Below are 11,785 nucleotides of genomic sequence, written 5' to 3' on the forward strand. Positions count from 1 at the left end.
GGGCTGGACGCGGTGACTGCGGCCGACTGTTCTGCGCGGCCGTCATCGAGCTAGCCGTCACCTCCTTCCATGGTCAGAAGGTCGTACTCGCGCAGATATGCCTCGGCCAATGAGCGCGACAGCGCGCCCATCTGAATCATCCAGCCCCAGCTCGAAATCGCCGTCAGCACCGCGATCGCCTCGAACGGGCTGCGGGGCCACAGCATGTCCATGGCCGTCTGCTGACGGTAGCAACCGTAGTCGCAATACCGCTCTTGCTTGGACACATGCCGGACGTAACTCGCACCCAGCGGCCGCGCGCATGCGCCGCAGACGCCGTGGCAGGGATGTTCCTGATTGACGAGCATGAATCTCAATGCCGTGTCCTCTCCTGCCGAATGCGTCCTGCCAGCCTGACGGCTCAAGATGCCGCGCGCGTACGTCCCTCGATCAACGGCGCGGCCTCGTGATGAAGTGCGAAGCACTCGTAGCCGCAGTAGCGCAGCAGCGTCCTGGCGTCCCGCAGATAGCCACCATCGATCTCCTCGCAGCACCAAAGGCACGACGTCTTGCGGAACGGGGTTCTGCCATTCACCAATATGAATCTCACGTGGCACCTCCCAACGCGAAACAGTAGACCAAGTCGACCAGAGAGGCGGACGGCGGTGGCGCGCAGATATGGTTGCGGCCATCGGGATTGTCCCTGTTGCGCTCGACCTTCTGGGACGGGATCAGGATGTATTTGCCGTCTTCCCGGCGCCGCGCGTAGATCCTGCCGTCGACGTAGCGAATCTCGGTCGGGTAGCAATCGGCATTGTTGCAGCAGCTCAGAACCGGATTGTCCGGCATGTGCCAGCTCGAATAGAACTTCTCGTGCAGCAGTTGATCCTGGGGCGGATGGTGACGATGTGGCCCATTCCCTCCGGCTTCGTCGGCCTCCACGCCCGTCACCAGCGGAAGCGGCAGCGCGATCGCCAACAGGAGCTTGCAGGTACGGTTCAACGCAGCCTCCCGACGAAGAAATTGCCTGAGGTGGCAGGCGCGGCGGCTGGTCCTCAGGCCGCCTGATATCGGAACAACCAGCGGCGGTCGCGCTCGCGGCGCGCCCTGAACCGGTCGAGACATTTCCTCGAGCAGAGCGGCGTCCGCCAGGAATAGTATCGGATCAGGCCAAACTTCGCCGTGCAGACGGCACAGCCTTTGGTCTCGGGACGGCGCTCGGAATGCTCTGGGCTATCGCACATCATCCTCTCCTCTTGACCTCTCAGGGGTCCCGGCTTCCTTGTGCGCAAGCTCGGGTCGCCACGGTCGTCACGGAAAATGCGGCTTCTCAATCGTGACCGCCAATTCGTCCGGCAAGTCAGGGGCGGATGCGGAGCCTGGCTCTTTGGGGGCAACACCCCCGAGCCTTTCAGCGAATGTGCTCCGCAATCGTCTCCTCTCGATTGACCGCAAAACTAGGCCGCCTGCACCGCATCGCTCAATTGTACGGAGGTAAATGCGCGCTAGAACTAGGGTTGTGCGAGCTATACGTAGGTTTGTGCCGTAGTTTTGCGGTCCTGGCCCACCCGCGCAACGAGACGGCGCAACGCGCGCAAGCTGCACGGCAACCGGGAGCTTTGCCGGGAATCCGACTTTGGTCGGGGGCAATTGCCCCTGTTCTGGCAAAGTGCTCTACTCGCCTTGACGCTAGCGCGCCGGGACGCTTGCGATGATGCCTGGCCAGATCACGAAAATCGGGACTTCGGCCGCACAATTCCTGCTCGGCGGCCTTGCGGCGCTTCGATCATTCGGCAACGGCGAGAAGGACCGGTCCGCGGTCGCTGACGCCTCGCGGCAGAACACCGATCTGCGTGACGCCATGAAGCAATGGCGCGAGGTGTTCGAGCACAATCCGGTCATGTACTTCATGGTCGATCCGTCCGGAACGGTGCTCAACGTGAATACGTTTGGCGCCGCACAATTGGGCTACTCGACGGCCGAGCTGATCGGCCAATCCGTGCTGAACGTCTTCTTCGAGGAAGACCACGACTTCGTTCGTCAATGCGTCGCTTTGTGCCTGACGACCGTGGACCAGTCGCATACCTGGGAGATTCGCAAGTTCCGGAAGGACGGGTCGGTGCTCTGGGTCCGCGAAAACGCCAAGGCGATGCTGCGCGGCGACGGCACGCCGATCCTGCTGGTCGCCTGCGAGAACATCACCCAGCGCAAGGAAGCCGAGGATGCGCTGCGACAGAGCGAGGCCTACCTCGCCCAGGCCCAGGAATTGAGCCACACCGGCAGCTTCGGCTTGAACCTCGCCACCGGCGAGGCGGTCTGGTCGAGGGAGACCTTCCGCATCTTCCAATGCGACCCTGCGACGAAGCCGACCCTGAACTTCGCCTTTCAGCGCATCCATCCGGAAGATCGCGACATAGTCCGCGGCACCCTTGATCGGGCCTACCGGCTGGCGGAGGATTTCGACCACGAATACCGCCTGCTGATGCCCGACGGATCGATCAAATATCTCCATTCCGTGGCGCGCGCCGTGCGGCACCCGTCCGGGCGCATCGAGTTCGTCGGAGCGGTGACCGATGTCACGATTGCGAAGGAAGCGGAACAGAGGCTGCGTCGCAGCGAAGCCTATTTGGCCGAAGCCCAACGCCTCAGCCATACGAGCAGCTGGGCCTGGGACGTTCATCGTCAGGAGTTCGCCTACCGGTCGGCTGAACTGTACCGCCTGTTCGGATTTGAGCTGGACCAGACCGATGTCCCGGCCCGGGCTTTTCAGCAACGTATCCTGCCGGAGGACTTTCGGCGGATTGTCGAGGTGGAACGTGAAGCTGTCAGGCAAAAGCAGCCCTTCCAGATCGACTTCCGGATTGTGCGCCCCGACGGTTCGATCAGACACGTCCACAGCGAGGGACATCCTGTGATCGGCCGCGACGGCGAGGTGATGGAAATCATCGGCACGCACGTGGACGTCACCGAGCAGTTCGCGGCGAAAGATGCCCTGCATCAGGCGTTCGATGAGCTCAAGACATCCGAACAGCGCTTCCGCGACTATGCCGAAACCGCATCGGACTGGTTCTGGGAGACCGGGCCGGACCACCGCATTACCAGGATATCGGAGCACGCCGAAACCTCCAGCGCTGCGCCGAAGGGCCTGATCGGCCTGGCCCGCTGGGACATTCCGCCCGACGCCGAGTTCGAGCCGGAGAAATGGGAGCAGCATCGCGCGGCGCTCGATGCCCACGTTGCGTTCCGCGATCTGATCTACCGCAGCAGGGATGGTAACGGATCTCCAATCTACGTGCGGACCAGCGGCAAGCCGTTCCATGATGCGACAGGCAATTTTCTCGGCTATCGCGGCGTCAGCAGCGACGTCACGGCGGCGATCCGCGTCGAGCAGGCGGAAGAGGCGCTGCGCAAGGCGCAAGGCGAGCTCGCCCACGTCACCCGCGTCACGACGCTCGGGGAACTGACCACCTCGATTGCCCACGAAATCACCCAGCCCATCGCCGCGGTGATCTCCAACGCGGACGCGTGCATCGCTTGGCTTGACCGCGACCCCGCCGACCTGAAGGCCGCGCGCCGTTCCGCAGAGTGGATTGTCGAGGATGCCAATCGGGCAAGCGAGGTGATCCGCCGGATCAGAGCGCTTGCGAAGAAGACCGAGATCGAAATGGCTCCACTCGACATCAACCAGGTCGTCAGGGAGGCAGTGGCGCTGGTTCGGCGCGAGCTGGCGATCCATGCGGTGTCGGTGCGAATGGAGTTGGCGTCCGATCTGCCGAGGATTTGCGGCGACCGGATCCAGCTTCAGCAGGTGCTGATCAACCTGGTGGTGAACGGCATCGAAGCCATGCATGCCAATGTCGACCGCCCGCGCGAGCTGGCGATCCGCTCGAGCCGGACGGACGACGACCGCCTGCTCCTCACCGTGACGGACCGCGGTGTCGGCCTTGGCAAAGACGTCAAGGAACGCATCTTCACCCCCTTCTTCACGACGAAATCGGGCGGTCTGGGAATGGGACTCTCGATCTGCCGATCGATCATCGAGGCTCATGCGGGCCGGCTTTCGGCCATTCAAAATGAAGGGAGCGGAGCAACATTCCAGATCGCCCTGCCCTTGCCACACAAGGACACGTCGTGACTGATCATGCCAAGCAGGCCCAGGCGAGCGCCGGTGATCCGATCGTCCTGATCGTCGATGATGATCCGTCGATGCGCCGTGCGCTCACCAATCTCTTTCAATCGGTCGGCCTCAAGGTCGAAGCCTTCAGCTCGGCGGCGGAGATCATGGAAGCCAAACCGCCGGCGGTCCCCAGTTGCCTCGTGCTCGACATCCGCCTGCCGGGCTTGAGTGGCCTCGACCTCCAGGCGGACCTCGCCAAAGCCAATATTCACACGCCCATTATCTTCATCACCGGTCACGGCGATATTCCCATGACCGTAAGAGCCATGAAAAGCGGTGCCGTCGATTTTCTGACCAAGCCGGTGCGCGACCAGGACATGCTGGATGCCGTGCAGGCGGCGATCGAACGCGATCGCAAGCGGCGCGATGCCGAGCAGTCGATCTCGGGGGTGCGATCCCGTTTCGAGGGACTGACGGCGCGCGAACGCGACGTCCTCGCCCTGGTTGCATCCGGCCTGATGAACAAGCAGGTCGCCGCCGAGCTTGGATTGGCCGAAATCACCGTGAAGATCTATCGCGGCCAGATCATGCGGAAAATGGCGGCGAAGTCGTTGGCCGACCTCGTCAGAATGACCGACGCGCTCGGAATCCCGCGCAACAGGGGTCATTTGCAAACCTAAGTATGCTTTCCAATCTCGCTCCGGTGGCCCACCTTCCCTCAAGCGGCTGAATCGCAGCCGGCGGCTCCCCGTGCAGGAGCATTATATTGCCAGTGTCTTCGATCATTTCCGTCATTGATGATGATCCCTCCGTTCGTCTTGCGACGAACAACCTCCTGACGTCGCGCGGGTATACGGTCCACACCTTTGGCTCGGCTCACGAATTTCTCCAATCCGCCCAACTGGAGACGACCGGCTGCGTGATCACGGACGTGCAGATGTCGGTCATGAGCGGCGTCGAGCTGCTGACGCACATGCGCGGCCTCGGGCGCGTCACGCCCTTCATTTTCATGACGGCTTTTCCGGATGAGGCCGTACGCGACCGCGCACTCAGGGCCGGCGCGATCTGCTTTCTCGCCAAGCCGTTTTCGACGCCAGCCCTGATCCAGTGCCTGGAGACCGCATTGTCGGACCCCGGTGACGCCACGATGTGATGCGGCGGCCCCGCGTCCCCACGGCCACGACACGTCTGCGGCCATGCGGCATGCTCAATCCACCTTGATGTTGGCCGCCTTGATCATCGGCCACCATTTGGCGATCTCGGCCTTCTGACGGGTGCCGAGCGCTTCGGGCGTGAGCTGGTCCTTCGGCGTCATCTCCAGCCCCTGGCTTTCGAGCTGCTTCTTCACGGCGGGATCGTTCAGCGCCTCTACGGCCGCGGCGTTGAGTTTGGCAACGATCTCCTTTGGCGTGCCCTTCGGCACCCACATGCCCGACCACAGCGTCATGTTGAAGCCTTTGAGCCCTGCCTCCTCCGCGGTCGGAATCTCAGGGGCCGAAGACAGGCGCTTGCTGTCGGTGATGGCGTAGGCGCGGATGGTGCCGGCGCGGACCTGCGCGATGGAGTTGGAGGTCTGGTCGATGATGACGTCGATCTGGCCGGCGATGAGATCGTTCAGCGCGGGTGCCGTGCCGCGATACGGCACGTATTGCAGCTTGATGCCGGAGACGCTCTCGAAATAGACGCCGGCGATGTGGCTGCCGGAGCCGGCGCCGGCGGTGCCCGCTGTCGGCGGCGACGGCCGTGACTTCAGCCATTCGATCAGCTCTTTCAGCGACGTCGCCGGCACCGCGTTCTTGCTGACGACGATCATCGGATTGCTCGGCAGCAGCACCACCGGCTCGAGGTCGGCAACGAGGTCGTATTTGAGCTTGTAGACGGCGCCATTGGCGACGTGGGTGCCGAGATGGCCGAAGGAGATGGTGTAGCCGTCCGGCGGCGATTGCACGGCGCGGCCGACGCCGATCGACCCGCCCGCACCGGTGACGTTCTCGACCACGAGGGGCTGGCCGAGCGGAGTGCGCATCCGCTCGGCGAGCACGCGCGCCATCGCATCCGACGGGCCGCCGGCTGCGAACGGCACGATGATGGTGATGGGACGGGAGGGATAGTCATCGGCGCGCGCGGCGCCGGTCACAGCGAGAATAGCAAACAGCGCAGCCCAGACGGCCTTCGTCATTGTCTTCTCCCCAGCGATGTCGTTCTTGTTTTTCTTCACCTCGCCCCGCTTGCGGGGAGAGGTCGAATTGCGAAGCAATTCGGGTGAGGGGGAGTCTCCGCAGGTTCAGCTGTCACCGCCCCCGCGGAGACTCCCCCTCACCCCAACCCTCTCCCCGCAAACGGGGCGAGGGAGAAGCAAGCTAGAACTGTGTGTAATCGATCGGCTTGTGGCGATCGAGCGTGCGGGTCACCGGCGGCAGCGGATATTTCAGGCCGGTCGCGCAATTGAACAGCATGACGCGGTCACCCTTCGAGACGCGGCCATCGGCGAGGCTGTCCTTGTAGGCGGCATAGGTCGCGGCGCCCTCGGGGCAGAGCAGCAGCCCCTCCTCGCGCGCAACCTCGTTCAGCGCCGACGAGATCTTGTCGTCGTCGACCGCGATGGCAAAGCCCTTGCTCTCGCGGACCGCGCGCAAGATGAGAAAGTCGCCGATCGCCTGCGGCACGCGGATGCCCGAGGCGATGGTGTGGGCGTCCTCCCAGCGCGTGGCGTGCTCGGTACCGGCGTCATAGGCCCGCACCATCGGCGCGCAGCCCGAGGCCTGCACCGCGACCATGCGCGGGCGCTTCGAACCGATGAAGCCGATCTTCTCGAGCTCGTCGAAGGCCTTCCACATGCCGATCAGGCCGGTGCCGCCGCCGGTCGGATAGAAGATCACATCGGGCACGTCCCAACCGAGCTGCTCGGCAAGCTCGAGGCCCATCGTCTTCTTGCCTTCAATGCGGTACGGCTCCTTTAGCGTCGAGGTGTCGAACCAGCCGACCTTGGCCTTGCCCTCGCCGACGATCTTGCCGCAATCGTCGATATAGCCGTTGACGCGGTAGACGGTCGCGCCCTGCAGCTCGATCTCGCTGACGTTCACCTCCGGCGTATCGGCCGGGCAGAAGATCGTGGTCTTGATGCCGCAGCTCGTCGCGTAGGCGGCGAGCGCCGCACCGGCATTGCCGTTGGTCGGCATCGCCATGTGCTTGATGCCGAGCGCCTTGCCCATCGACACCGCCATCACGAGGCCGCGCGCCTTGAACGAACCGGTCGGCAGCCGCCCCTCGTCCTTGACGATGATCTCGCCGCCGCCGAGCTTTTTTCCAAGCTTCGGCAGCCGGATCAGCGGCGTCGTGACCTCGCCGAGCGAGACGATGTCCTTGCATTTGCGCACCGGCAGCAGCTCGCGGTAGCGCCACATGTCGCCGGGGCGCTGGCTGAGCGCGTCCTTGGTCAGCGCCTTCTTCACGCCTGCGAGGTCGTAGCGTACAAGCAGCGGCTTGCCGGCCTTGGAGAGGTTGTGGACCTGGTCAGCAGCGTAATGATCGCCCTCCATTGCGCATTCGAGATGGGTGACGAAGGTCGGGCGTTCGACGATGAGGTTGTCGTTGTCGTGCATGGGTTCATTCCCTTTTGTTGTTTTCGTATTTCTCTATCAAACCCGCCACCCCGAGGCGCCGGAGCGAAGCGGAGGCCTCGAAGGGCAACGAGCCCGGCTGCTGCAGCTCGGCCGTTCATCCTTCGAGGGTCACTCGGCGGCGCGGTGCGCCGCCGAACTCGCACCTCAGGATGACGGGACTGATGGCAGCACGCTGCGCCGCAGCCCTCGTTCCATCAAATATTCAACACCTTTCCATACGCATCCAGCACGGCTTCCTTCATCATCTCCGACAGCGTGGGATGCGGGAAGACCGTGTGCATCAGCTCTTCTTCCGTCGTCTCCAGATTCATGGCGACGACGTAGCCCTGGATCAGCTCGGTGACTTCAGCGCCGACCATGTGGGCGCCGAGCAGCTGGCCGGTCTTCTTGTCGAAGATCACCTTGACGAGGCCCTGGTCCTCGCCGAGCGCGATCGCCTTGCCGTTGCCGACGAAGGGGAAACGGCCCACGCGGATCTCGCGGCCGTTCTCCTTCGCCTTGGCTTCGGTGAGGCCAACGGAGGCGACCTGCGGCTGGCAATAGGTGCAGCCCGGGATCATGTTCTTGTCCATGGGATGCGGATGCAGTCCCTTGATCGCCTCGACGCAGATCACGCCCTCATGCTCGGCCTTGTGTGCGAGCATCGGGGGCCCCGCGACGTCGCCGATGGCATAGATGCCGGGGACGTTGGTCTTGCCGTAGCCGTCGATCACGATGCAGCCGCGGTCGGTCTTCACGCCGAGCTTTTCCAGGCCGAGATTCTCGATATTGCCGACAACGCCGACTGCGGAGATCACGCGCTCGAACTCTGATGTGACGGGCTTGCCCTTGCCGTCGTCGATGGTGGCGACGACGCTGTCGGACTTCTTCTCCAGCTTCGTGACCTTGGTCGAGGACATGATCTTGATGCCCTGCTTCTCCAGGCGCTTGCGGGCGAGCCCCGCGATCTCGGCGTCCTCGACGGGCAGGATCTGCGGCAGCACCTCGACGACGGTGACTTCGGAACCCATGGTGTGGAAGAACGAGGCGAACTCGATGCCGATCGCGCCGGAGCCGACGACCAGCAGCGACTTCGGCATCCGCTCCGGCACCATCGCCTCGAAATAGGTCCAGACCAGCTTCTTGTCGGGCTCGAGCCCCGGCAGCACGCGCGGCCGCGCGCCGGTCGCGACGATGATGTGCTTGGCCTGATAGGTCCCCTCGCCCAGCGCACCCTTCGGGCCCTCGACGTCGGACTTCTTCACCGTGACCTTGCCGGGCGCGTCGATCGAGGCCGCGCCCCAGATCACGCTGACCTTGTTCTTCTTCATCAGGAAGCCGACGCCGTCGTTGAGCCGCTTGGAGACGCCGCGCGAGCGCTGCACCACCGCCTTCGGATCGAACGAGACCTTCTCCGCCGACAGGCCGTAATCCCCGGCATGCTGCATGTAGTGATAGATCTCGGCCGAGCGCAGCAGCGCCTTGGTCGGGATGCACCCCCAGTTCAGGCAGATGCCGCCGAGATAAGACTTCTCGACGATCGCGACCTTGAAGCCGAGCTGAGCGGCGCGGATCGCGGTGACATAGCCGCCGGGACCGGAGCCGATGATGATGATGTCGAAGGATGTGTCGGCCATGGCGGCTCCCGTTCAACTCAAGAGGCGCCGCGGGCGCGGCGCTTGACCAGAAAAGACCTCACCAGCCATTCGAGCATCAGCGCCAGGACCATGACGGCCAGAGCGATGAGCACGATGGGCTGGGCGATGTTCCGTGCCAGTTGCTCACCGGCAAAGAACGCAGAGTGCAGAAAATCGAGCCCGATCGGGTTGAGCGCGACGACGGCTCCGAGCAGCAGCGATATCCACGGCCAGCGGGTACGGACATGCAAAATTGCGCCCTCTGCCGCCGCGTCAGACCATCATCATGACGGGGTTTTCGATCAGCTGCTTGAAGGCGCCGATCAGCTCGGCGCCGAGCGCACCGTCGATGGCGCGGTGATCGCAGGACAAGGTCACGCTCATCATGTGCGCGATCTCGATCTTGCCGCCGCGTACCACAGGGCGTTCCTCGCTGGTGCCGACCGCGAGGATGGTCGCATGCGGCGGGTTGATCACGGCGGTGAAGTGGCTGATGCCGTACATGCCGAGGTTGGAAACTGCGGTGGTGCCGCCTTGGTATTCCTCGGGCTTGAGCTTGCGCGAGCGGGCGCGCGCGGCGAAATCCTTCATCTCGTTGGAGATGGTCGAAAGCGTCTTGGTCTCGGCCTTGCGGATGATCGGGGTGATCAGGCCACCCGGCATTGCGACCGCAACGCCGACGTCGGAATGATGGTGCTTGACCATGCCGCTTTCGGTCCAGCTGACGTTGCAGTTCGGGATCTTCTGCAGCGCCACTGCCATCGCCTTGATGACGAAGTCGTTGACCGAGATCTTGTAGAGCGGCTTCTTCTCCTTGTCCTTCGGCGCGGCAGCGTTGATTTCCTCGCGGGCAGCGAGGAGCTTGCCGATGTCGCAGTCGATGGTCAGGTAGAAGTGCGGGACGTTCTGGATCGATGCAGTCAGGCGCTGCGCAATGGTACGGCGCATGCCGTCATGCGGAATGATGTCGTAGGAGCCGGGCTCGAACAGCGACAGGATTTGCTTGTCCGACATGGTGGGCGCGATCGAGGGCGCACCTGATGGTGCCGCGGCGGGCGCCTTGAGGCCTTTGCCCGACTTGGCCTGCTCGACGTCGCGGGCGACCACGCGGCCGTGCGGGCCGGTGCCTGTTACCATCGACACGTCGATGCCGGCGTCCTTGGCGAGACGCCGCGCCAGCGGCGAGGAGAACACGCGACCACCTTGGCCGTTGCTCTGCGCGGCCGGAGTAGCGGCCTGCGGCGCAGGTGCAGCAGCCGGCGACGGCGCGGCTTTGGGCGCGGCAGGCGCAGCTGCGGGAGCCGGCGCCGCAGCAGGAGCCTCGGTCGCCTTCGGAGGTGCGGCCGAAGCGCTGGGCTTGGCGGCACCCGCCGCCTTCACGTCCTCGCCTTCGCCGGCGAGCACCGCGATCACGTCGTTGACCGGGACGTCCTGCGTGCCCTCGGGCACCAGGATCCTGGCGATCGTGCCCTCGTCGATGGCCTCGACCTCCATGGTCGCCTTGTCGGTCTCGATCTCGGCGATGACGTCGCCGGATTTGACCTTGTCGCCTTCCTTCTTCAGCCACTTGGCGAGGTTGCCCTTCTCCATCGTCGGCGAGAGAGCGGGCATCAGGATGTTGATTGGCATGCTGACCTCAAGAAGAACTTTGCAAAAATTCGCCTCCGACAGCGGAGACGAACAGACCAGGTTTAGTTGCCGATGTCGCCCTGCCACAGGCGCTCATTGGCAGGGATGGAACGCCAATTCTTCATCATGGTGATCGAGCGGTCGTCGGCAAGATCGATCCAGGGGATGCCGAACTTGTCGAGGATGTCCTTGGATCCCTCGAAGGTGACGGATTCCCCGATCACCACGAGCTTGACCTTGAACAGCCCCAGCGCGCCGGCGCACATCGAGCATGGCGACAGCGTGGTGTACATGACGGTGTCGTGGAACGAGATCGCGCCGGCCTCGCGCAGGCAGCTCATCTCGCCGTGCAGGATCGGATTGTTCTCCTGCACGCGGTTGTTGTGGCCGCGGGCGATGATTTTGTTGTCGCGCGTCAGCACGGCGCCGATCGGCAGGCCGCCCTGCGCGATCGAGGCCTCCGCCTCGCGGATCGCCTCCAGCATGAAATCGAAATGATGAGCTTCGATCGCCACGGTCAGTGTCCCTTGCCGCGCGGCGTCGTGGTGCCGGTGTCGGTGGGACGCTCGATCTCGGCCTGGAACATCTCCAGGATCCGGTTCAGCGCGTCCTCTTCGGTATATTCGCTCTCGCGCGCATAGGCGCGCGCGGCGTGGCGGGCGAGATCGACGAGCAGCAGGCCCCACATGTCGGGCTCCTCGAAGGCGCGCTGGAACGCCATCGACAGCCCGCCGTCCAGCACGAACACGCGCAGGATCTCGACCGCGTCGTCGCGGGTCATGACGTCGGGCGGAAGTGGCTGCTCCTTCGGGCCCGCCATG

13 protein-coding genes are annotated in these 11,785 nt (G+C 64.0%); 3 read left to right on the forward strand and 10 right to left on the reverse strand.

Annotated elements, in window-relative coordinates:
* Nucleotides 1–50: 50 nt before the first annotated feature.
* The 3 genes from XI03_RS16610 to XI03_RS16620 are packed head-to-tail and all read right to left on the reverse strand — an operon-like array spanning nt 51 to nt 981.
* Entirely contained in the window at nt 51–347 is a 297-nt protein-coding gene (locus tag XI03_RS16610; RefSeq protein WP_240536373.1) for a hypothetical protein, read from the reverse strand.
* 53 nt (nt 348–400) lie between these two features.
* Nucleotides 401–589, reverse strand: coding sequence for a hypothetical protein (locus XI03_RS16615; protein ID WP_049801976.1), 189 nt, complete (start codon nt 587–589; stop codon nt 401–403).
* Nucleotides 586–981 carry a hypothetical protein gene (locus XI03_RS16620; protein WP_095424098.1) on the reverse strand — a complete coding sequence of 132 codons (396 nt, stop codon included), beginning with the start codon at nt 979–981 and terminating at the stop codon, nt 586–588. Before XI03_RS16620 ends, XI03_RS16615 begins: the two co-directional genes overlap by 4 nt.
* Before the next feature lie 709 nt (nt 982–1,690).
* On the opposite strand from XI03_RS16620, the gene XI03_RS16625 reads away from it, so the two are divergent.
* The 3 genes from XI03_RS16625 to XI03_RS16635 all read left to right on the forward strand — a co-directional run bounded on the left by XI03_RS16625 (nt 1,691) and on the right by XI03_RS16635 (nt 5,249).
* On the forward strand, nt 1,691–4,114 hold the full coding sequence (locus XI03_RS16625; protein WP_038949824.1) for a PAS domain S-box protein: 2,424 nt from the start codon (nt 1,691–1,693) through the stop codon (nt 4,112–4,114).
* Nucleotides 4,111–4,776 carry a response regulator transcription factor gene (locus XI03_RS16630; protein ID WP_028141606.1) on the forward strand — a complete coding sequence of 222 codons (666 nt, stop codon included), beginning with the start codon at nt 4,111–4,113 and terminating at the stop codon, nt 4,774–4,776. The genes XI03_RS16625 and XI03_RS16630 overlap by 4 nt, the downstream gene beginning before the upstream one ends.
* A gap of 92 nt (nt 4,777–4,868) precedes the next feature.
* On the forward strand, nt 4,869–5,249 hold the full coding sequence (locus XI03_RS16635) for a response regulator transcription factor (protein ID WP_085968097.1): 381 nt from the start codon (nt 4,869–4,871) through the stop codon (nt 5,247–5,249).
* A gap of 54 nt (nt 5,250–5,303) precedes the next feature.
* Here the strand turns inward: XI03_RS16635 and XI03_RS16640 are convergent, their stop codons facing one another.
* The 7 genes from XI03_RS16640 to XI03_RS16670 all read right to left on the reverse strand — a co-directional run bounded on the left by XI03_RS16640 (nt 5,304) and on the right by XI03_RS16670 (nt 11,784).
* Nucleotides 5,304–6,275, reverse strand: coding sequence for a tripartite tricarboxylate transporter substrate binding protein BugD (locus XI03_RS16640; RefSeq protein WP_038949823.1), 972 nt, complete (start codon nt 6,273–6,275; stop codon nt 5,304–5,306).
* A gap of 181 nt (nt 6,276–6,456) precedes the next feature.
* Nucleotides 6,457–7,698 carry a threonine synthase gene (locus XI03_RS16645; protein ID WP_271592705.1) on the reverse strand — a complete coding sequence of 414 codons (1,242 nt, stop codon included), beginning with the start codon at nt 7,696–7,698 and terminating at the stop codon, nt 6,457–6,459.
* Nucleotides 7,699–7,913: 215 nt separating this feature from the next.
* Nucleotides 7,914–9,335 (reverse strand): dihydrolipoyl dehydrogenase, encoded by a 1,422-nt coding sequence (gene lpdA / locus XI03_RS16650; protein ID WP_271592706.1) that lies wholly within the window; start codon nt 9,333–9,335, stop codon nt 7,914–7,916.
* 17 nt (nt 9,336–9,352) lie between these two features.
* Nucleotides 9,353–9,586 carry a hypothetical protein gene (locus XI03_RS16655; RefSeq protein WP_018320294.1) on the reverse strand — a complete coding sequence of 78 codons (234 nt, stop codon included), beginning with the start codon at nt 9,584–9,586 and terminating at the stop codon, nt 9,353–9,355.
* A gap of 22 nt (nt 9,587–9,608) precedes the next feature.
* Nucleotides 9,609–10,964 carry a pyruvate dehydrogenase complex dihydrolipoamide acetyltransferase gene (locus XI03_RS16660; RefSeq protein ID WP_271592707.1) on the reverse strand — a complete coding sequence of 452 codons (1,356 nt, stop codon included), beginning with the start codon at nt 10,962–10,964 and terminating at the stop codon, nt 9,609–9,611.
* A gap of 62 nt (nt 10,965–11,026) precedes the next feature.
* Nucleotides 11,027–11,479, reverse strand: coding sequence for a nucleoside deaminase (locus tag XI03_RS16665; RefSeq protein ID WP_028141599.1), 453 nt, complete (start codon nt 11,477–11,479; stop codon nt 11,027–11,029).
* A gap of 2 nt (nt 11,480–11,481) precedes the next feature.
* Entirely contained in the window at nt 11,482–11,784 is a 303-nt protein-coding gene (locus XI03_RS16670; protein WP_018320291.1) for a DUF5076 domain-containing protein, read from the reverse strand.
* Nucleotide 11,785 lies beyond the last annotated feature (1 nt).

The organism is Bradyrhizobium sp. CCBAU 65884 (assembly GCF_028128835.1).
Lineage (GTDB): Bacteria > Pseudomonadota > Alphaproteobacteria > Rhizobiales > Xanthobacteraceae > Bradyrhizobium > Bradyrhizobium ottawaense.

Excerpts from the sequence above, each read along its gene's own strand:
- XI03_RS16640 (WP_038949823.1), bottom strand. The coding sequence starts at position 6,275 with ATGACGAAGGCCGTCTGGGCTGCGCTGTTTGCTATTCTCGCTGTGACC.
- XI03_RS16670 (WP_018320291.1), bottom strand. The coding sequence starts at position 11,784 with ATGGCGGGCCCGAAGGAGCAGCCACTTCCGCCCGACGTCATGACCCGC.
- XI03_RS16645 (WP_271592705.1), bottom strand. The coding sequence starts at position 7,698 with ATGCACGACAACGACAACCTCATCGTCGAACGCCCGACCTTCGTCACC.
- XI03_RS16660 (WP_271592707.1), bottom strand. The coding sequence starts at position 10,964 with ATGCCAATCAACATCCTGATGCCCGCTCTCTCGCCGACGATGGAGAAG.
- XI03_RS16610 (WP_240536373.1), bottom strand. The coding sequence starts at position 347 with ATGCTCGTCAATCAGGAACATCCCTGCCACGGCGTCTGCGGCGCATGC.
- lpdA (WP_271592706.1), bottom strand. The coding sequence starts at position 9,335 with ATGGCCGACACATCCTTCGACATCATCATCATCGGCTCCGGTCCCGGC.
- XI03_RS16625 (WP_038949824.1), top strand. The coding sequence starts at position 1,691 with ATGATGCCTGGCCAGATCACGAAAATCGGGACTTCGGCCGCACAATTC.